Annotated in this window: 13 protein-coding genes; 10 read left to right on the top strand and 3 right to left on the bottom strand. The window is 71.5% G+C overall.

Going from position 1 to position 20,287, the window contains the following annotated elements; all coding sequences use genetic code 11:
* Nucleotides 1-107 precede the first annotated feature (107 nt).
* The 5 genes from ACZ5XZ_RS18740 (at nt 108) to ACZ5XZ_RS18720 (ending at nt 6,818) form a co-directional block, all read left to right on the top strand.
* Nucleotides 108-1,073, top strand: coding sequence for a TIGR03619 family F420-dependent LLM class oxidoreductase (locus tag ACZ5XZ_RS18740; protein ID WP_468979420.1), 966 nt, complete (start codon nt 108-110; stop codon nt 1,071-1,073).
* Between the two features lie 54 nt (nt 1,074-1,127).
* The gene (locus tag ACZ5XZ_RS18735; protein WP_468979276.1) at nt 1,128-1,913 is read left to right on the top strand and encodes an SDR family NAD(P)-dependent oxidoreductase; all 786 of its coding nucleotides are present in this window, start codon (nt 1,128-1,130) and stop codon (nt 1,911-1,913) included.
* A 147-nt stretch (nt 1,914-2,060) separates the two neighbouring features.
* On the top strand, nt 2,061-3,185 hold the full coding sequence (locus ACZ5XZ_RS18730; protein ID WP_468979275.1) for an LLM class flavin-dependent oxidoreductase: 1,125 nt from the start codon (nt 2,061-2,063) through the stop codon (nt 3,183-3,185).
* Nucleotides 3,186-3,394: 209 nt separating this feature from the next.
* Entirely contained in the window at nt 3,395-5,134 is a 1,740-nt protein-coding gene (locus ACZ5XZ_RS18725) for an N-acyl-D-amino-acid deacylase family protein (RefSeq protein WP_468979273.1), read from the top strand.
* A gap of 223 nt (nt 5,135-5,357) precedes the next feature.
* Nucleotides 5,358-6,818 carry an aldehyde dehydrogenase family protein gene (locus ACZ5XZ_RS18720; protein ID WP_468979272.1) on the top strand — a complete coding sequence of 487 codons (1,461 nt, stop codon included), beginning with the start codon at nt 5,358-5,360 and terminating at the stop codon, nt 6,816-6,818.
* Between the two features lie 428 nt (nt 6,819-7,246).
* Here the strand turns inward: ACZ5XZ_RS18720 and ACZ5XZ_RS18715 are convergent, their stop codons facing one another.
* Nucleotides 7,247-8,770 (bottom strand): CehA/McbA family metallohydrolase, encoded by a 1,524-nt coding sequence (locus ACZ5XZ_RS18715; protein ID WP_468979270.1) that lies wholly within the window; start codon nt 8,768-8,770, stop codon nt 7,247-7,249.
* Nucleotides 8,771-8,955: 185 nt separating this feature from the next.
* Here ACZ5XZ_RS18715 and ACZ5XZ_RS18710 point away from each other — a divergent pair, with 185 nt between their 5' ends.
* From ACZ5XZ_RS18710 to ACZ5XZ_RS18695, 4 genes are all read left to right on the top strand, one after another.
* Entirely contained in the window at nt 8,956-9,780 is an 825-nt protein-coding gene (locus tag ACZ5XZ_RS18710; protein ID WP_468979267.1) for a TIGR03619 family F420-dependent LLM class oxidoreductase, read from the top strand.
* Between the two features lie 341 nt (nt 9,781-10,121).
* Nucleotides 10,122-10,523 carry a VOC family protein gene (locus ACZ5XZ_RS18705; RefSeq protein ID WP_468979265.1) on the top strand — a complete coding sequence of 134 codons (402 nt, stop codon included), beginning with the start codon at nt 10,122-10,124 and terminating at the stop codon, nt 10,521-10,523.
* A 135-nt stretch (nt 10,524-10,658) separates the two neighbouring features.
* Nucleotides 10,659-13,319, top strand: coding sequence for a bifunctional FO biosynthesis protein CofGH (locus ACZ5XZ_RS18700; RefSeq protein ID WP_468979263.1), 2,661 nt, complete (start codon nt 10,659-10,661; stop codon nt 13,317-13,319).
* Nucleotides 13,320-13,641: 322 nt separating this feature from the next.
* A complete protein-coding gene (locus ACZ5XZ_RS18695) occupies nt 13,642-16,806 on the top strand; it encodes a tetratricopeptide repeat protein (RefSeq protein ID WP_468979260.1) in 3,165 nt (1,054 codons plus the stop codon).
* Nucleotides 16,807-16,953: 147 nt separating this feature from the next.
* On the opposite strand, the gene ACZ5XZ_RS18690 is transcribed toward ACZ5XZ_RS18695, so the two are convergent.
* Nucleotides 16,954-17,208, bottom strand: coding sequence for a hypothetical protein (locus ACZ5XZ_RS18690; RefSeq protein WP_033271241.1), 255 nt, complete (start codon nt 17,206-17,208; stop codon nt 16,954-16,956).
* Between the two features lie 285 nt (nt 17,209-17,493).
* Nucleotides 17,494-18,453 (bottom strand): D-2-hydroxyacid dehydrogenase family protein, encoded by a 960-nt coding sequence (locus ACZ5XZ_RS18685; RefSeq protein WP_468979257.1) that lies wholly within the window; start codon nt 18,451-18,453, stop codon nt 17,494-17,496.
* 411 nt (nt 18,454-18,864) lie between these two features.
* Here ACZ5XZ_RS18685 and ACZ5XZ_RS18680 point away from each other — a divergent pair, with 411 nt between their 5' ends.
* The gene (locus tag ACZ5XZ_RS18680) at nt 18,865-19,986 is read left to right on the top strand and encodes an ADP-ribosylglycohydrolase family protein (protein ID WP_468979254.1); all 1,122 of its coding nucleotides are present in this window, start codon (nt 18,865-18,867) and stop codon (nt 19,984-19,986) included.
* The last annotated feature ends 301 nt before the right edge of the window (nt 19,987-20,287 follow it).

Here is a 20,287-nt window from a genome sequence, read left to right as displayed (position 1 = left end):
GTCCGCCCCTCCCTGGCTCTTGCTTGATGGCAGGGAAGGCACGACCATGTCCCGGCGAGCGATATGACGGTCCGTCAGGTATGGCTGGAGGGCACGTGGGCGGCGACATGAGCGGTGTGGGACAAGGCGTGTGGCGGCCCGAGCGGGGGCGGCTGGCGTACGGGATGCAGCTTCCGGTGCAGTCGCAGAGCACGCTCTACGCGGAGGGCTGGGAGGTCGCCGCGGGGCCCGCCGATCTGGTCGAGATCGCGCGGGCCGCCGACCGGCACGGGTTCGCCTACCTCGCCTGCTGCGAGCACATCGCGATCCCGCGGCGGCTGGCCGAGGCGATGAGCACCGTGTGGTACGACCCGGTCGCCACGCTCGCGCACCTGGCCGCCGTGACGGAACGGGTGCGGCTGCTGAGCCACGTGGCGGTGGTCGGGCTGAAGCATCCGCTGGTCACGGCCAAGCAGTACGCGACGCTCGATCACCTCTCCGGCGGGCGGCTGATCCTCGGGGTCGGAGCCGGGCACGTCCGGGAGGAGTTCGAGGCGCTCGGCGTGGACTTCGCACGGCGTGGGGCGGTGCTGGACGAGACGGTGGACGCGCTGAAGGCGGCGCTGGGGACCGAGGAGTTCCCGACGTTCGCCGGGGAGCGGTTCGCGTTCGAGGGGCTGGGCCAGGCGCCGCGGCCCGCGCAGCGGCCGCGGCCGCCGATCTGGGTGGGGGGATCCTCGCCCGCCGCCGTACGCCGGGCCGCGGAGCGCGCGGACGGCTGGCTGCCGCAGGGCGACCGGCGCGAGCAGCTGCCCGGGCAGATCGCGAAGCTGCAGGGGGCGAGGGAGGCGGCCGGAATCGAGGAGCCGGCCGTGATCGGGGCCATCGTCGAGCCGGTGTACGTGGGCGCGCCGGGGTGGGAGGTCGGGCGGCGGACCCTGTCCGGGGAGCCGGAGCGGATCGCTGCGTCGCTGCGGGAGTACGGCGCGATGGGCGTGCACCAGATCCAGGTGCGGTTCAGGTCCCGCAGCCGTGGCGAACTGACGGACCAGATGGCGGCGTTCGCGGCCGATGTCGCGCCTCACCTGGAGTGAGCGGTCACGCGCGCCAACAATCCACACCTGAACCGAGTGGCCAGGGAGGCTGCCATGGGAAAGCTGGACGGACGCGTCGTCATCGTCACCGGCGCGGCGCGTGGGCAGGGCGAGCAGGAGGCGCGGCTCTTCGCGGCCGAGGGCGCGCGGGTGGTCCTCGCCGACGTTCTCGACGACCAGGGTGCGGCCCTGGCCAAGGAGATAGGGGAGGGGCGGGCCGCGTACGTCCACCTGGACGTGAGTCGGGAGGACGACTGGCGGGCCGCCGTCGCCGCGGCCAAGCGGGCCTTCGGGAAGGTCGACGGGCTGGTCAACAACGCCGGCATCCTGCGCTTCAACGAGCTGACCAGCACCCCGCTCGACGAGTTCCAGCAGGTCATCCAGGTCAACCAGGTCGGCGCCTTCCTCGGTATCAAGAGCGTCGCGCCCGAGATCGAGGCGGCGGGCGGCGGGACCATCGTGAACACCGCCTCGTACACGGGCGTCACGGGCATGGCGTACGTCGGCGCGTACACCGCCACCAAGCACGCCATCGTGGGCCTGACGAGGGTCGCCGCGCTCGAACTCGCCGCCAAGGGGATCCGGGTGAACGCGGTGTGCCCGGGGGCCATCGACACCGCGATGAGCAATCCGGCACAGCTCGATCCGGAGGCGGACGGCGAGGCGGCCGCGCAGGCCCTCGGCGAGCTCTACGCCAAGCTCGTGCCGCTGGGGCGGGTCGGGCAGCCGGAGGAGGTCGCCAGGCTGGCGCTCTTCCTGTCCTGCCAGGACTCGTCGTACATCACCGGGCAGCCGTTCGTCATCGACGGGGGATGGCTGGCGGGGGTCAGCGTCCTGTGACGGCGGGGCAGCTCGCCCAGGCACGGAACTGACGGTTAGTCAGTTATCCCTGCGGCGGCTATTGACGCCCCTGGCGCGCGATGGAACAGTCGGCTCACACATCCAATCTGACGCTTCGTCAGAAACAGCTCGGGACGGTGAACCTCCTTGGAATTCGGGCTCTTTGTACAGGGATACGTGGGCAAGCGGGCCGAGACCGACCCGCTCGCGGAGCACAAGGCGCTGATGGAGGAGACCGAGTACGTCATCCAGGCGGACACCTCCGGCTTCAAGTACGCCTGGGCGTCCGAGCACCACTTCCTGGAGGAGTACTCGCACCTCTCCGCCAACGACGTCTTCCTCGGGTACCTGGCGCACGCGACCGAGCGGATCCATCTGGGCTCGGGGATCTTCAATCCGCTCGCCCAGGTCAACCACCCCGTGAAGGTCGCCGAGAAGGTCGCCATGCTCGACCACCTCAGCGAGGGGCGGTTCGAGTTCGGCAGCGGGCGCGGCGCCGGGTCCCACGAGATCCTCGGCTTCCTCCCCGGCATCACCGACATGAACCACACCAAGGAGATCTGGGAAGAGACCATCGCCGAGTTCCCGAAGATGTGGCTCCAGGAGGAGTACCCCGGGTTCCAGGGCAAGCACTGGCAGCTGCCGCCGCGCAAGATCTTCCCCAAGCCGTACGGGGCCTCGCACCCGGCGATGTGGTACGCGGCCGGGTCGCCGTCCTCGTACGCCATGGCGGCCAAGAAGGGGCTCGGCGTACTGGGCTTCAGCGTCCAGAAGGTCTCCGACATGGAGTGGGTGCTGGAGCAGTACAAGACGGCCGTCCGGGACGCCGAGCCGGTCGGCGACTTCGTCAACGACAACGTGATGGTGACGTCGACGGCGATCTGCGCCGAGACGCACGACAAGGCGGTGGAGATCGCCGTCAACGGCGGGCTCAACTACCTTCAGTCGCTGGTCTTCCGCTACCACGACACCTTCCCGCGGCCCGAGGGCATCCCCGAGTGGCCCGAGCTGCTGCCCGACTACACCGCCGAGATCATCGAGCTGCTGATCGCCGAGGAGCTGATGATCTGCGGCGATCCGGACGAGGTGCTCCGGCAGTGCAAGCGCTGGGAGCAGGCCGGCGCCGACCAGCTGAGCTTCGGGCTGCCGATCGGGGTGTCGTACGAGGACACCATGAACACCATCAAGCTCATCGGCGAGCACGTGATCCCGAAGATCGACACGGATCCGGTCCATCGGACGACCCGGTTCCGGCAGGCGGCCGGCGACTGAGCCGTCCGGGGCGCCGCCACGGCGGGGACAGAGGTGTCTGGGGCGCCTGGGGCGTCGCCGCGGTGACCGAGGCGACCGAGGCGTCCGGGTGCGTCCGCGGCGTCAGGCGCCCGGCCCGGTCACCCGAAAGGCTCGGCAACAGTAGGGCTCGGCAACAGAAGGGCTAGGCAACAGAAGGGCTAGGCAACCGAAGGGGAGGCACCGCCGCCATGCTCGACCACCTGATCAAGGGCGCGACCGTCGTGGACGGGACGGGCGCGCCCGGGTACGTCGCCGACGTCGGGATACGCGACGGGCGCATCGCCGTCGTCGCCGGGCCCGGGACGGTGCGCGAGGAAGCCGCGACGAGCGAGGACGCCCACGGCCGGATCCTCGCGCCCGGGTTCGTCGACCCGCACACCCACTACGACGCCCAGCTCTTCTGGGACCCCTATGCCACGCCCTCGCTCAACCACGGCGTGACCACCGTCGCGGGCGGCAACTGCGGCTTCACCCTGGCCCCGCTGAACCCCGCGCGGCCCGAGGACGCCGACTACACCCGCCGGATGATGTCCAAGGTGGAGGGCATGTCCCTGGTGGCGCTGGAGGAGGGCGCGCCCTGGAACTGGAGCTCGTTCGGGGAGTACCTGGACGCGCTGGAGGGGCGGATCGCCGTCAACGCGGGCTTCATGGTGGGGCATTGCGCGCTGCGCCGCTATGTCATGGGCGCGGACGCGGTGGGCGGACAGCCGAGCGAGCAGCAGATGGCGCAGATGCTCGCCCTCTTCCACGAGGCGATGGAGGCGGGGGCATGGGGGCTGTCCACCACCCAGTCCTCCACCCACTCCGACGGCGACGGCGAGCCGGTCGCGTCCCGGCACGCGAAGCCGGCCGAGCTGCTCGCCCTGTCGCGGGCCGTCGCCGAGCACGAGGGCACGCAGCTGGAAGCCATCGTGGCCGGCTGCCTCGACCAGTTCAGCGACGCGGAGATCGAGCTGTTCGTGGAGATGAGCGCGGCGGCCGGGCGGCCCCTGAACTGGAACGTCCTCACGATCGACGCCGCCGTCCCCGAACGCGTGCCCCGCCAGCTCGCGGCCGGCGAGCGGGCCCGGAAGGCCGGCGGCCGGATCGTGGCGCTGACGATGCCGATCCTGACGCCGATGAACATGTCGCTGGGCACCTTCTGCGCCCTGAACCTGCTCCCCGGCTGGGGCGAGATCCTCGGGCTGCCGGTCGACGAGCGGATCGCCAGGCTGCGCGACGCGGACGTGCGCGCCGAGATGCTGCGGCGCGCGGCCAGCAAGGAGGCCGGCGTCTTCCGGCGGCTCGCCGACTTCGGCCGCTACGTCATCGGCGACACGTACAGCGAGGTCAACGAGGGCCTGACGGGACGGGTCGTGCGGGACATCGCCGCCGAGCGCGGACAGGAACCGTTCGCCTGCCTGGTGGAGATCTGCGCCAACGACCGGCTCCGCACGGTGCTGTGGCCCATGCCGACCGACAACGACCCGGAATCCTGGGCCCTGCGCGCCGAGACCTGGCAGCACGAGGACGTACTGCTGGGCGGCTCGGACGCGGGCGCGCACCTGGACCGGATGTGCGGGGCCCCGTACACGACCCGGTTCCTCGGCGACTGCCTGCGCGGCCGCAAGCTGGTCGGCCTGGAGCAGGCCGTGAAGATGCTCACCGACGACCCCGCGCGGCTCTTCGGCCTGCGGGAGCGAGGACGCGTCCAGGAAGGCTGGCACGCCGATCTGGTGCTCTTCGACCCGGAGACCATCGACGCGGGCAAGGCGACGCTCGTGCACGACCTGCCGGGCGACAGCCCCCGTCTGGACTCCGCGGCGATCGGCGTCAACGCGGTATGGGTCAACGGCGTCGAGGTGATCCGTGACGACGCGGTGACCGGCGCCGTGCCGGGCAGGGTGCTGCGGTCGGGGCGGGACACCATGACGGTGGCCACCCAGTGACGGCGGGCGAGCGCCTGGTGGCCACCGGGGGCACCAAGTGACGTCCGGCGAGAGCCAAGCGGCGACAGGGGAGCACCAAGTGAGGGCCGGGGGCGCCAAGTGGCGACAGGGGGGCACCAAGTGACGCCCGGGGGCGCCAAGTGGCGACAGGGGGGGCACCAAGTGAGGGCCGGGGGCGCCAAGTGGCGACAGGGGAGCACCAAGTGACGGCCGGGGGTGCCAAGTGACGGTTGTGGACGGGAAGTTGTTCATCGGTGGTGAGTGGGTCGAACCGGCCGGCGGGCATTACGAGGTGATCGATCCGGCGCGCGAGTCGGTCGTCGGGCGCGCGCCGGAGGCGTCCCGGGCGCAGGTGCACGAGGCGGCCACGGCGGCGCGCGAGGCCTTCGCGGCCTGGTCCCGCACCCGGCCGGAGGAGCGCGCTGCGATTCTCGACCGGGCCGCGGACGTCATCCAGCGCGACTTCGCCGCGAACGCCGAGCTGGCGCAGGCCGAGAGCGGCGCGACGACCGCGACCGCGCGGGGCATGCAGGTCGGGGTGGCGGTGGCGCGCTTCCGCCGCTACGCCAAGGGAGCCTTGGAGCCGGTCGAGCAGGCCCTCGTGCCGCAGATCAACGAGGCCGGGCCGATGGGCGGGGCGGCGGTGATCGGAGCGCTCGCGCTGCGCCAGCCGGTCGGCGTCGTCACCTGCATCACCTCCTACAACAACCCCTGGGCGAATCCGGCGGGCAAGGTGGCCCCGGCCCTCGCCATGGGCAACACGGTCGTGGTCAAGCCCGCCCCGCAGGATCCCCTGTCGGTGTACCGGATGGCGGCCGCGCTGGCGGAGGCGGGCGCGCCGCCGGGTGTGGTGAACGTGGTGAGCGGCGCGTCGGTGGAGGTCGGTGAGGCGGCCGTCGACTCGCCGGACGTGGACATGGTCAGCTTCACCGGCTCCACGGCGGTCGGGCAGCGCATCGGCGAGGTCTGCGGGCGGGGCATGAAGCGCCAGCTCATGGAGCTGGGCGGCAAGGGCGCGGCGGTGGTCTTCGACGATGCGGATCTGGAGTCGGCCGTCCGGGGCATCGGCACGACCTTCTCCTTCTACAGCGGGCAGATCTGTACGGCGCCGACCCGGGTGATCGCGCAGCGGGGTGTGTACGACGCGCTGGTGGACGGGCTCGCGCGGTACATCGGCCACCTCAAGGTCGGCGATCCGAGGGAGCCGGGCACGGTCGTCGGGCCGGTGATCTCGGCCGCGCACCGGGACCGGGTCGAGGCGTACGGGGAACTGGGCCGGAAGGAGGGCGCCCGCCTGGTCGCGGGCGGTGAGCGGCCCGCGCAGGAGAAGGGGTTCTATGTGGCCCCGACGCTCCTCGCCGACTGCACCCGCGAGATGCGCGTGGTGCAGGAGGAGATCTTCGGCCCGGTCGTCGTGGTCCTTCCCTTCGACGAGGAGGACGAAGGGGTGGCCCTGGCCAACGACAGCGACTACGGCCTGATCGACTACGTCTGGTCGGGCGATGTGGCCCGCGCCTTCCGGGTGGCCCGGCGGCTGCGGGCCGGCGGGGTCGGGGTGAACACGATCGGCCGGAACATGGAGGCGCCGTTCGGCGGGTTCAAGAGGAGCGGGGTGGGGCGGGACGTGGGCTCGTATGCGCTGCATGCGTACAGCGAGCTGCAGGCGATCGTGTGGCCGGGGTGAGGCGGTGAGGCGGTGAGGCGGTGAGGCGGTGAGGCGGAGCGGGGCGGTCGGGGCGGGGCCGTGGGGTGTGGCCGTCGGGGTGTGGGGCCGGCGGGGCCGCGGGGGGCTCCGGGGCGCGGGCCGCGGGGCGTCACGGCGTCGGGCGCTCGTGTTGCCCCAGACACCGGCCGCCCCCCTCCGATGCCCGGGCCGCTTTAGGCACCTGCCTCACCTCCGGCGCTAGCGCTGCCTCAGATACCGGCCGCAGCTCCGGAGCCCGCGCCACCTCGGACACCGGCCTAACCTCCGGCGCTCGTGCCGCCTCAAATACCTGCCCACCGCCGATGCCTGGGCCGCCTCCGACACCTGCCTCACCTCCGATGCCCGGGCCACCCCCCCGACACAGGCCTCACCTCAGCGCCTGCACCGCCTCAGACATCCCACATTCCTCAGGCCTCTCGCCGTCCCAGGAAGACCGGGTTGGTCATGGCCGCCATCGGGCCCGGGAGGCCCACTGTGGTCGGTGGGTGGCGGACTTCCGGGCGTATATAGGCGGCGTAGTCCGGGGTGGTCTGCCAGGTGACGGTGGCCTCGCCGGACGGCGGAAGCGGGGTCGCGTACAGCCGGCCCTGGTCGGTGACGAAGGAGACCGTGCAGCCGGGGGTGCCGGAGACCTTCAGCCGTGCGGTGACCCGCGTCGTGCGGGAGACCTCCAGGCGCTCGCCGATTCCGGCGTGTTCGCCGCGCTCGCCGGTGACGGAGAAGGCCAGGTCGACCTTCGAGGATTCGGCGATCCAGACCCGGCCCGCCCGTATGCCGTCCTGCAGGGCGCGGCGGGAGAGATCGTCGGCGAGCACCACGGTCTGCGGCAGACCGACGACGTCCGGGTCGCGGTGGGCGTCGCTGTGGCCGACGGCCGGCAGCCAGTCGGCGCGGCCCTGGGCGTGCGCGACCAGTGTGTTGTCCCACTCGGCGAGGGTGACCTCGTCATCGGGGGTGTACGGGCCGTTCCAGACCTCCACCGCGTCCGCTTCGTTCAGCCCGAACTTCCAGTTGCAGCCGATGCATGTGGCGTGCGGATGCGCCGGGATGACCAGCCCCCCGGCCCGACGGATGGCACGCGCGAACTTCCCGAAGGCGTTGTCGCGCGCCCGGTAGCGCCAGTCGACGAAGGCCTCGGGGTCGGTGCCCATCGCCACCACATGCCCGTTGCGGGTGGTCACCTCCTCGCCGGTCATGATCAGCAGGTCGTCGCCCCACAGGCCCTCCCAGGCGCGGTGCGCGGAGGTGGTGTTGTGTTCGGAGGTGTTGATGAAGTCCAGGCCGGCGGCGCGGGCCAGCGCCGCGATCTCGGCGGGTTTGCGCTTGCCGTCGGAGTGGACCGAGTGCAGATGGCCGTCGCCGCGATACCAGGCGCGTCCGCGGCCCCGGGCACGCTCGGGCGGGTAGACGGGCGCCGGGGTGTGCCCCCGCGGGCCGTACCGCAGGGTGATCGTGACGTCGTAGGACAGCCCCTGCGGAGCGACCGTGTACGGGCCGAGGGCGAGGTGCCAGGTGCCGGCGTTGACGGGGCCGGGGAGGTACCCCGGGGTGGCCTCGTCGGCCCGCAGGAAGAACTCCGAACGCGCGCCGCCCGACCAGCCGCGGAAGCCGGGGCCGCCCAGCTCCGTACCCCGCTCGTCGAAGATGCCGATGTCGCAGGCGTTGCCCGCCGTGCCCTCCGGCACAGGCGGCTTGTCGTAGCGGTAGGAGACGGCGATCTCCCTTACCCCGCGCGGCACGTCGACCGGCAGATAGACGAAGTCCGGAGCGCCTGTCGGCAGATGGCCGGTGACCCGGCGGGTCTGCTCGCCCGGCCCGCCACCGGGGTGCCCGGCCGCCGGCTCCGCGTCGGCGAAGCTCACACGTCCGAGCGTAAGCGCGCCCGTCGCGCCCGCAACCGCCGAAAGTCTCAGAACATCGCGTCGTTCCATACCCGCCCCCCGCGTCGTCTCGTGCCGTCTCGTGTCCAGCGGTCTCGTACCGCTGCGCGGTCGGTTCGTCGCACCGCGTGAAAACTGTTGTACGCGGCTGTGACGCGGAGGGAAAGGCCTGTGGATAACTGTCGGGCGCTGAGGCAACATGCCGTCACCCACACGCCTGACGGAGGTGTCCACAGATGCAGATCGCGACCACGATCTTCCTGACCGACGAGACGATCAGGCCGGACCGGCTCGCCCGTGAGCTGGAGCAGCGCGGATTCGCCGGCCTCTACCTCCCCGAACACACGCACATCCCCGCCAGCCGCGAAACCCCCGCGCCCATGGGCGAGCCGCTGCCCCGCGAATACGGCCGCACCCTCGACCCGTTCATCGCCCTGGGGCAAGCCGCTGCTGTCACCGAGCGCCTCGCCCTGGGCACCGGCATCACCCTCGTCACGCAGCACGACCCGGTCGACCTCGCCAAGCAGATCGCGACCCTGGACTTCCTCTCCGAGGGCCGCTTCACGCTCGGCATCGGCTACGGCTGGAACGTCGAGGAGGCCGCCGACCACGGGGTGGAGTGGTCGACCCGGCGAGAGCTGACCCGCGACCGGATGGCATTGATGCGCGCCCTGTGGGCGGACGAACCAACGGCCTACAAGGGGGAATTCGGGTCCGTACGGGCGTCCCTGGCCTACCCCAAGCCGGTGCACGGCGCGCCGCGCACACTGCTCGGCGGCGCGGCCGGCCCCAAGCTCTTCGGGCAGATCGCCGAGTACGCGGACGGCTGGCTGCCGATCGGCGGCCGAGGGCTGACCGAGACCCTTCCGGTACTGCGGCAGGCCTGGTCGGACGCGGGGCGCCCGGGCGAGCCGCTGGTGGTGCCGTACGGAGTGCGGCCGTCGGCCGGAAAGCTGGCCCACTACCGCGACCTGGGCCTGCGGGAAGTGGTCCTGCAACTGCCCGCCGCCGAGGAGACGGAGGTGCTGCGGACGCTGGACGAGTTCGCGCGGTACCTGTGACCGGTAGCGCACCGGGAAGCCGCCGCGAGCAGCACCCGTGACGTTCAGGAGCGCGCCGTGCGGGGTGGGTAACGGGTGAGTGGGCCGAGGCACGTGCCCGGGGGAGAGCGGGGGCCTCGGCCTGCCCTAGGACCATCGGCGTACGGCCCGGTACCGGCCCGGCCGGTACCGCAGACCGATCCGCGCCCGGCCCCGCGGTCGTACCGTCGAAGGTGAAGGACCCGCAGATCCACGGTCCGCAGGAGATCGATCACCGGTCCCCGAGACCGGCGGCCCGAGCCGATCCAGGGGCTCACGGGGCGCCGCCGGTCACCGGACCACAAAGATCAAGGAGATCCCAGATGCCTCGCCTCGACCACACGATCGTGCAGAGCACCGACCGCTTCGCCTCCGCCCGCTTCCTCGCCGATCTGCTGGGAGTGCCCGAGCCAAAGTCGTTCGGACCCTTCGCCGCCCTCAAGCTGGACAACGGGGTGGCCCTCGATTACGCCGAGCATCTCGCCGGCAGCGGTGAGTTCGTCCCCACGCACTACGCGTTCCTGGTCACCGAGGACGAGTTCGACGCGATCCTGGGCCGCATACAGGCGCGCGAACTGCCCTACTGGGCCGATCCTCTGCACCACAAGCCCCAGGAGATCAACACCCTGGACGGCGGCCGCGGCGTCTACATCAACGACCCCGATGGTCACAACATGGAGTTCCTGACCCGGACGTACTCCGACGAGCTGCTGGCCAGCATGTAGGCATGCCGGGAACCGCCGCCGGGGAATTGCCCGCTTTGGGCGCGGACATAACCTCCGTCCGCAGTGATCAGTGGCACACCGGCCACCCCTGTCTCCGGCTGGGGCGCTGTCGGCGGGCGCTCGTATGCTCGGGGAATGACTACCAGCGCGCAGGGACCTGACCAGGCATCCGACCAGGTGACCGACCAAGGGACGAGCGCCGGGTCCACCCAGGGCCGCCCCACCGCGAATGCGATGCGCCGCGCGCTGAAGCGGGCCCGCGACGGCGTGACGCTGGACGTCGGCGAGGCCGCGGTGCTGCTGCAGGCTCGCGGCGAGGACCTCAAGGACCTGTGCGCCTCCGCGGCCCGGGTGCGGGACGCCGGCCTGGAGGCCGCGGGCCGCCCCGGCGTCATCACGTACTCGCGCGGTGTCTTCATCCCCCTGACGCGCCTGTGCCGGGACAAGTGCCACTACTGCACCTTCGTCACCGTCCCCGGCAAGCTGCGCCGTGACGGCCACGGAATGTTCATGTCGCCCGACGAGGTGCTGGACATCGCGCGCCGCGGCGCGGAAATGGGCTGCAAGGAAGCCCTGTTCACCCTGGGGGACAAGCCCGAGGACCGCTGGCCGGAGGCCCGTGAATGGCTGGAGGCGCATGGCTACGACGACACGATCTCGTACCTCCGCGCCATGGCCATCCGCGTCCTGGAGGAGACCGGACTGCTGCCGCACCTCAACCCCGGGGTGATGTCCTGGACGGACTTCCAGCGCCTCAAGCCGGTGGCCCCGTCGCTGGGGATGATGCTGGAGACGACCGCCGAGCGCCTGTGGAGCGAGCCCGGCGGTCCGCACCACGGATCGCCTGACAAGGAGCCCGCCGTCCGGTTGCGTGTCCTGGAGGACGCCGGCCGCTCCAACGTTCCCTTCACCAGCGGGCTGTTGATCGGTATCGGCGAGACCTACGAGGAGCGAGCCGAGTCCCTCTTCGCGCTGCGCCGCATCCAGCGCGCGTACCACGGCATCCAGGAACTGATCATGCAGAACTTCCGCGCCAAGCCGGACACGGCGATGCGCGGCATGCCAGACGCCGAACTGGAGGAGCTGGCCGCGACGATCGCGGTGGCCCGGCACATCATGGGCCCCTCGACCCGTCTCCAGGCCCCGCCCAATCTGGTCGACGGCGAATACGCGCTGCTCATCGACGCCGGGATCGACGACTGGGGCGGCGTCTCCCCGCTGACCCTCGACCACGTCAACCCCGAGCGCCCCTGGCCGCAGATCGAGGAGCTGACCGAGCGCTGCGCCACCGCCGGCTTCGAGCTGCGCGAACGGCTCCCCATCTACCCGGAGTTCATCCAGCGCGGCGAACCCTGGCTCGACCCCCGCCTGCTGCCCCATGTGCGGGCCCTCGTCGACCCGGAGACGGGACTGGCCGTCGAGGACGCCCCGGTGGTCGGCCGCCCCTGGCAGGAGCCCGACGAGGGCTTCGCGATGCACTCCACGGGCCGCACGGACCTGCACCGCACCATCGACACCGACGGCCGCACCACCGACCGCCGCGATGACTTCGACGAGGTCTACGGCGACTGGGAGGTGCTGCGTGAGGCCGCCGCCCCGGGGATGGCGCCGGAGCGGATCGACGCCGACGTACGGCAGGCCCTGTCGCAGGCCGCCGACGATCCCACCAAGCTGACCGACCCGGAGGCGCTGGCACTGCTGCACGCCGACGGGCCGGCGCTGGACGCCCTCTGCAAGATCGCCGACGAGCTGCGCCGCGCAACGGTTGGCGACGATGTCACCTACATCGTCACCAGGAACATCAACTTCACCAACGTCTGCTACACCGGCTGCCGCTTCTGCGCCTTCGCCCAGCGCCGTACGGACGCCGACGCCTACACGCTCTCCCTCTCCCAGGTCGCCGACCGCGCCCAGCAGGCCTGGGACGTGGGTGCGGTGGAGGTCTGTATGCAGGGCGGCATCCACCCCGACCTGCCCGGTACGGCGTACTTCGACATCGCCCGAGCCGTCAAGGAGCGCGTCCCGGGCATGCATGTGCACGCCTTCTCGCCCATGGAGGTCGTCAACGGCGCGACGCGCACCGGCATGTCCCTCCGCGAGTGGCTCACCGAAGCCAAGGCCGCCGGCCTGGACAGCATCCCCGGGACGGCCGCCGAGATCCTCGACGACGAGGTCCGCTGGATCCTCACCAAGGGCAAGCTGCCCACCGCCACCTGGGTCGAGGTCGTCAAAACCGCCCATGAGCTGGGCATCCGCTCGTCGTCGACGATGATGTACGGCCATGTCGACCAGCCGCGGCACTGGCTCGGCCACCTCCGCCTGCTGGCCGAGATCCAGCAGTCCGCGCTGTCCCACAACGTCGGTGGTTTCACCGAATTCGTCACCCTTCCCTTCATCCACACCAACGCCCCCGTCTACCTCGCCGGTATCGCCCGTCCCGGCCCCACCACCCGCGACAACCGCGCGGTGACGGCCATGGCCCGTCTCCTGCTCCACCCGCACATCACCAACATCCAGACCAGTTGGGTCAAGCTCGGCGCGGACGGCGCCGCCGAGATGCTCCGCTCGGGCGCCAACGACCTGGGCGGCACCCTGATGGAGGAGACCATCTCCCGGATGGCGGGATCGAGTTACGGCTCCTACCGTTCCATCCAGGATCTGATCGCCATCGCCGACCAGGCCGGCCGCCCCGCCCGCCCCCGCACGACGACCTACGGCCCAGTGCCGCAGGAACGTCACCGCGCGGCCCTCGCGTCGGACGGCCATCTGCCGGAGCTGCTGCCGGTGGTGGAGTAGGGGTGGAGCAGACGGTGGACTGAGGCTGACGACGTCGACGAGGCCGACCAGGCCGACCAAGCCGAAGAAGTCGACGCTCCCGACGCTCCCGACGAACTCGCCAGCCTCCATGCGCACTCCGCGCGCACTCCACGCGCGCGGCGAACTTGGTTGCCTCCACCGTGAGTTGACCAGGTCACATGCCGGTGGCGGACCGACAGGACGCCGCCCCGCTCGGAGTTATCCACAGCCCCCGACGCTCGACTCCGCCGAAGGCTAATCTGCGTGAGCAGGGCGGCAAAGGCCGTCAGGACCGGCAGACGCTGACGCGGAGGGGGGAGGCGTGGACCGCAGCAGGATGTCGCGGCAGGAGTTGATCCGGCTGCGACGGCGGGAGGGTTTCGTCGGGCGGCAGGGCGAGATCGCGGCCTTTCGCGACAATTTCGCACGGGCGGTGGAGGACCCGGCGTTCCAGTTCCTGTTCCATGTGCACGGTCAGGCGGGCGTCGGCAAGACCTCCCTGATCCGGCAGTTCGAGAACACCGTGCGCGAGCGGGGCGCGCCGACCGCGTACATCGATGAAGCGGTGCACGGCGTGCCCGAGGCGATGGCCGCCGTGAGCAGCCAGCTCGCCGCGCAGGGCAGCCCCTTGAAGGCGTTCGACAAGCTGTTCGCGACCTACCGGCAGCGACGGCACGAGGTCGAAGCGGCGGCCGTGGCCGCGCAGGAGGGGCCGCCCGGGGCGGTGGAGCCGGGCGATGCGCAGGAGCCCGGCCCCTCGCCAGGCAGCCTGATCGCGGCCCAGGCCGGTCTGACCACCCTCAATCTGGTGCCCGGCGTCGGAACCGTCACCGGATCCCTGGACGCCCGCCAGGTGGCCCGCGGCGCGGAACGGCTGCGCGGTCTGCTCAGCGCCCGGCTGCGCAACCACGACGATGTCCAGCTGGTGATGTCGCCGCTGGAGGTTCTGACCCCGGTCTTCGTTCGTGAAGTGAGCGCCGTCGCCGACGAGATGCCCTGGCTCGCCCTCTTCTTCGACACCTACGAACGGACCGGGCCACTGCTGGACGTCTGGCTGCGCGACGTCCTGGTCACCGACCGGTACGGCCCGCTGGCTCCCAACGTGGTGGTGACGCTGGCCGGACAGACATCCTTGGACCGCCGATGCTGGGCCGACTACCTCGACTGTGTGGCGGAACTGCCGCTGGACGCCTTCACCGAGGCTGAGGCGCGGCAGTTCCTGGCGACAAGGGGCATCGTCGACGAGCGCATCGTCGAGGTGATCCTCCGGCTGTCCGGCGGACTGCCGGTACTGGTCTCCACCCTCGCCGAGAACCGCCCGCGTGCGGCCGAGGCCGTCGACGATCCCAGCGACACGGCCGTCGAGCGCTTCTTGAAGTGGGAGACGGACCCGATCCGCCGGGAGGCGGCACTGGCGGCCGCCCTGCCACGCCATCTGGACGAGGACATCTTCCGGGCGGCGGTGGACACGGACGCCGCCGAGCAGTTCGGCTGGCTGTGCGGACTGCCCTTCGTCGCCGACCGGGCCGGGCGGTGGCAGTACCACGAGGTGGTGCGTACGGCGATGCTGCGCCTCCAGCGGCGCCGATCACCGCAGACCTGGACGGCCCGGCATCGCCGTCTCGCCGAGGCCGCCCGGCGCCGCCGTACGGAACGCGCCGTCGACGCCGACCCGGAGCGGTCCTGGACCGACGAACGCTGGGTGGAGTACCGACTGCGGGAGACCTATCACCTGCTCTGCGCGGATCCACAGCAGGCTCTGCCCCAGGCACTGGCCGCCATCTTGGATGCGGCCGAGCACGAGCGGCCCGTCGTGCGCAGAGCGGCGGACAGCCTGCGTCAGGCCGGAGAGGATGCGGGCGCGGCCGAGACCCGGGCATGGGGTGATCGACTGGTCGCCGCACTCACCGAAGACGAGGACGGCCTCATCGCGGTGCTCACCGCGCTGCTCGCCCGGCCCGGCCTGGAGGTGGCCGAGCAGGCCCGTATTCACCGGATCCGGGGCCGGGAGTACCGCAAGTCCGAAGCCTGGCCGCAGGCGTTCGCCGACTTCGACCGCTGCCTGGAGCTGGCGCCGCACAACGTACCCGCGCTGCTCGGCCGAGGGCTGACGCATCGTTACATGCGTTCCTTCGAGCGAGCTGCCGAGGACTACGCCCGTGCCCTGGACATCGACCCGGACTCGGTGGACGCCGCCTCCCAGCTCGGTGAGGTCTACCGCCTCATGGGCCGCTTCGAGCAAGCCGTCACCGAATTCGACCGCGCCCTGGCCGGCCGGCCCCGGCACGCCTTCACCATCGCCAGTCGCGCCGTCTGCCATCGCCGCCTCGGGCGCCATGAGGAGGCACTGGCGGGCCTGGAGCGCGCCATCGAAATCAACGCGGAGTACGCCTGGGCGATGGCCGAGCGCGGTGCGACCTACCGGGACATGGGGCAGTACGCCCTAGCCCTCGCGGAGTTCGACCGCGCCCTGGCGATCAATCCCCACTACGTGTGGGCCTACGCTCGCCGCGGCCTCACCCTGCGCGTGATGGGCCGCTACGAGGAAGCGCTGACCGCCTTCGGGCGCGCGGCCGAACTCCAGCCTGATGACCCCTGGATATGGGGGGAGCGCTGCAACACCTACCTGGAAATACAGCGTTACGAGCAGGCGCTCGTGGAGGCCGAACGGGCCCTCGGCGTCGACCCGGCCTACGGCTGGGCCCATATGGCCCGTGAGGTCGCTCGGTGCGCGGCCCGGGGGAGAGCCAACCTGCTCACGGGGCGACTGGCGGAAGCGCTGGCGGACTTCGACCGGATCATCGAACTCGGCGCGGAACGGCCGCCCGGCGGTGCCTCCGCCTTCGTCCAACGCGGCAAGGTCCATCTCCTGCTCGGCGACGATCTCCGTGCCTTGGCCGACGTCGATCGGGCGCTCGTCGTGGCCGGGCCGACCGAGGCACTCCTGGCCCTCAAGGCCGGCTGCCTACGCCGCCTCGGACGCCTGGAGGAGGCACAGGAGGCGGTCGGCGCGGCGACGCAGTCGGCCGGTGCGCACGCCGGCCCGATGGTTCGCTACGAAGCGGCGCTGTTGGCCGGGACGCTGAGCGGGGTGGGCGCAGCCGGGTCGGCGTCCGCCTGGGAAGACTTGCGGTCCGACGGGATACGCCCCGCCCCCGAGCCCAACGGCAGCGATCTGAACAGCAACGGGCTGAACGACAGCAATCCGAACGACAGCAATCCGAACGGCAGCGATCTGTATGCGCTGAACCGGTTCATGGGTGCGGCTGCCGTGGCGGTCGTCAGTCGCTGCGCTCTTGGGGACTGGACGGGTGCCGAAGGAGCCGTAGCGGAGCTGCTGGATGGTGGTGCTTGGGAGCCCATAGCCGAAACCGAGTTGGGGGTGCGTGAGCTGGCTCGGCTTCCGGGGGCGGACGCCGAGCGGCTGGAGGCGATACGCGAGGCGCTGATACATGGGATGGCAACCGCGGTGGGACGACCCGGCTGAGCGACAGGGGCCGCCTTCGACCCGGCGAGGCGAGGCGGCAGCCCGCACCATGCCTGGGCGATACGGCCCGAGTCGCTCCTGGGGCGGCGGCCCGCGCCATGCCCGAGCCGTGCGGCCGAGCTACTCCTGAGCGGGGCGGCCCCCGCGTCACTCGCCTTCGTACTCGGCCTCGTGCTGGAGGATGCACTGCTGCCACTGCGACAGGGCCTCCTCGCGGTCGCCTCCGCTGTCCTGGGCGGCGACGATCAACGCGTCGGCGGCCATGGCGGCGAGCCGTACCGCGATGTGGCAGACATCGCGCTGAGGGAGCGGCCGAAGGAGTTCCACCGCGCCGTCGCTGTCTCCGGAGAGCGCGGAGGCGACGACAGCCATCGTGGTGCGATCCCACTCGTACTCGGACATGGGGAGAGCATGCCCAGCGGGCGCCCTCGCCATCATCGAATGGATGAGCGGCCCGGCGGCGAGGCATGGGACGCCGACGGGAGGCGTCACGACGGCGAGGGGAGGCGTCAGGACGTCCAGGCGGCGAAGGAAGGCATCAGGACGGCCAGAGGGCGAGGAGGTATCGGGCGGCGGAAGGGAGGCGGGGGCGGGGGGGAGGAGCCGGGCCGGGGCCGGCGCGGGGTGGTGCCGGAGCCGCCCGTGTCCGCTCGTGGCCGCTCATCGCCGCTTGGTCGGGCGGCTCCGTCAGCCCAGTTGCCGGATCGGGCTGCCGTGCAGGAAGGCGGTGATGTCCTCGACGGCCTGCTGGAAGTAGCCCTCGTAGTTGCGGCGGGTGACATAGCCGAGGTGGGGGAGGGAGAGGACGTTCGGGAGGGTGCGCAGGGGGTGGTCGGCGGGCAGTGGCTCGTGGTCGTAGACGTCCAGGCCGGCGCCGGCGAACCAGTTCTCGCGCAGTGCCTGGAGCAGTGCGGGCTGGTCGACGATGGCGGCACGGGAGGTGTTGATGAGGTAGCCGGTGGGCCGTATCCGGCGGAGTTCGTCCGCGCCGAGCAGGCCGCGGGTGCGGTCGCTGAGGACGAGGTGGACGGAGACGTAGTCGCTGGTTTCCAGCAGTTCTTCCTTGGTGGCGGCGAAGCGTACGCCCGCCTCCCCGGCGCGCTTAGCGGTCAGGTTCTGGCTCCAGGCCACGACGTCCATGCCGAAGGCCTGTCCGATCCGGGCGACCCGGGTGCCGATCTTGCCCAGACCGAGCAGTCCGAGCGTACGACCGTGCAGGTCGGCGCCGAGCGTGCTCTGCCAGGGGCCGCCGGCGCGCATCGCGGTGTTCTCGGTGACGAGGCTGCGGGCCAGGCCGAGGATCAGCGCCCAGGTCAGTTCGACGGGCGGTTCGGTGTTGCTGGCCGTGCCGCAGACGGTGACGCCGTGCCGGGTGGCGGCTTCCAGATCGATGGCGGCGTTGCGCATCCCGGAGGTGATCAGCAGCCGGAGGCGGGGCAGCCGCGCGAGGAGCGAGGCGGGGAACGGGGTGCGCTCGCGCATCGCGACGACGATCTCGCAGTCACCGATCGCCGCGACCACGTCGTCCTCGGAGCGGAACGGTTCCCGCAGCGTACGGACGTCCACGGCGCCGGCCAGGGGGGACCAGTCGGCCATGGTGAGGGCGACGCCCTGGTAGTCGTCGAGTACGGCGCACCGCTGGGTCATGCGATTCTCCAGAAGGCAGAAGGCAGAAGGCAGAAGGCAGAAGGCAGAAGGCAGAAGGCAGAAGGCAGAAGGCAGAAGGCAGAAGGCAGAAGGCAGAAGGCAGGAGCCCGGCCACGGGCACGGGCACGAATCGAGGGCACGGGCAGTAGCAGGGCGGTGGCGAACGGTGCATGTCGTCGCGCCCTCCCTATCCGGACCGTACCGCCCAAAAGCCTCCTAGCCAGTGACTGTTCGCATACTCACCTGGCCTGAAATTGATCAATCCTGGTCGATTACAGTGCTGCGCCAGGGGCCCCACAAGGCCCCGGCACGTAGTGAGCTTCGGGAGGGCGCAGTGAGCGAGCGCAGCGAGCATGCGATTCAGGGGTGCGCGCCGCGCGAATGCGAGGCCGAGCGGAGCGAGGTGTCGCCATGAGCGCAGCGGGAGGCGGCGGCGCCATCTGGGGCCGCGCGGAACAGCAGGACTTCCGCAGCCGGGTACGCGGCTGTCTGCTCGGCGGCGCCATAGGCGATGCCCTCGGCGCCGGGATCGAATTCCAGTCGCTCGACGCGATACGCGAGGCACACGGCCAGGACGGCGTGACGGATCTTGTGCCCGCCTTCGGGCGGCGCGGCGCGGTCACCGACGACACACAGATGACCCTGTTCACCGTCGACGGGCTGATCCGGGCGCAGGTGCGCCGTGACACCGGCGCCTGGCACCCGCCCACCGACGTACACCGCGCCTACCTGCGCTGGGCCGCCACCCAGCACGACTGGGGCCCGGACGAGCGCAGGAAGGACGACGGCTGGCTCGCCCGCGAGGAGTGGCTCTACTCCCGCCGCGCCCCCGGGAGGGCCTGCCTGTCCGGGCTCGGCGACGAGGTGATGGGCACGCTCGAGAAGCCCAAGAACCCCGATTCGAAGGGCTGCGGCGCGGTGATGCGCTCCGCGCCGTTCGGGCTGCTGGTCGGCTGGGAGCCGCAGCTGGTCTTCCAGCTCGCCGTCGAGTGCGCGGCGCAGACGCACGGCCACCCCACCGGCTATCTGGCGGCCGGCGCGCTCGCGGTCATCAGCCACTCGCTCGCCCGCGGCGAGGACCTCGACAGCGCCGTGCAGAAGGCCCTGGCGCACCTTGCCACCCGCCCCGGCCACGAGGAGACCACCGACGCCCTCAAACGCGCGCTCGGCGCCGTACGGCAGGGCATGCCGACTCCCGCCCGGGTGGAGTCGCTGGGCGAGGGCTGGACGGCCGAGGAGGCGCTGTCGATCGCCGTGTACTGCGCGCTGGTCGCCGAGGACATCCGGCACGGCCTGCTGCTCGCCGTCAACCACAGCGGCGACAGCGACTCCACCGGCGCCATCTGCGGCAATCTGCTGGGCACACTGCACGGCGAGACGGCGCTGCCGCCGGTGTGGCTGGTCGAGCTGGAGGGCCGGGAGACGATCCTGCAGCTGGCCGACGACTTCTCCATGGAGATGACGCAGGGCGCCGCGCTGCACGGTCCGGCCGGTTCGTCACCGGGGTGGCTCGCCCGTTACCCACGGGCCTGAGCCACCCGCCTTCTCCTCACCCGCCTTCCCCTCACCCACCTACCTCTCACCCACCCGCGCCTCCTCGTCGACGATGACGCACCCGGCGCCCAGCAACCGGCTCGGCCGGATCCCGAACGTGGCGTGAAACGTGCTGCTCAGGTGGGACGGACGGCGAAGCCCGCTTCCGCGGCCGCCGCGGCCAGGATGCCGTTCATGGCCGACATGACGATTCCTCTCACGCCCCCATCGGCCTTCACACCCCCACCGCCCCTCACGCCCCCATCGCCCCTCACGCCCCCACCGCCCCTCACGCCCCCAT

This window comes from Streptomyces sp. NPDC033270, from assembly GCF_055576575.1.
The sequence above is the reverse complement of the archived record's forward strand: the minus strand, read 5'-3'. Positions and strand labels throughout refer to the sequence as shown.

What these genes read in the sequence shown, in the direction of transcription:
- ACZ5XZ_RS18740 (WP_468979420.1), top strand. Translation starts at nt 108, where the DNA reads ATGAGCGGTGTGGGACAAGGCGTGTGGCGGCCCGAGCGGGGGCGGCTG.
- ACZ5XZ_RS18735 (WP_468979276.1), top strand. Translation starts at nt 1,128, where the DNA reads ATGGGAAAGCTGGACGGACGCGTCGTCATCGTCACCGGCGCGGCGCGT.
- ACZ5XZ_RS18725 (WP_468979273.1), top strand. Translation starts at nt 3,395, where the DNA reads ATGCTCGACCACCTGATCAAGGGCGCGACCGTCGTGGACGGGACGGGC.
- ACZ5XZ_RS18715 (WP_468979270.1), bottom strand. Translation starts at nt 8,770, where the DNA reads ATGGAACGACGCGATGTTCTGAGACTTTCGGCGGTTGCGGGCGCGACG.
- ACZ5XZ_RS18710 (WP_468979267.1), top strand. Translation starts at nt 8,956, where the DNA reads ATGCAGATCGCGACCACGATCTTCCTGACCGACGAGACGATCAGGCCG.
- ACZ5XZ_RS18705 (WP_468979265.1), top strand. Translation starts at nt 10,122, where the DNA reads ATGCCTCGCCTCGACCACACGATCGTGCAGAGCACCGACCGCTTCGCC.
- ACZ5XZ_RS18700 (WP_468979263.1), top strand. Translation starts at nt 10,659, where the DNA reads ATGACTACCAGCGCGCAGGGACCTGACCAGGCATCCGACCAGGTGACC.
- ACZ5XZ_RS18690 (WP_033271241.1), bottom strand. Translation starts at nt 17,208, where the DNA reads ATGTCCGAGTACGAGTGGGATCGCACCACGATGGCTGTCGTCGCCTCC.
- ACZ5XZ_RS18685 (WP_468979257.1), bottom strand. Translation starts at nt 18,453, where the DNA reads ATGACCCAGCGGTGCGCCGTACTCGACGACTACCAGGGCGTCGCCCTC.
- ACZ5XZ_RS18680 (WP_468979254.1), top strand. Translation starts at nt 18,865, where the DNA reads ATGAGCGCAGCGGGAGGCGGCGGCGCCATCTGGGGCCGCGCGGAACAG.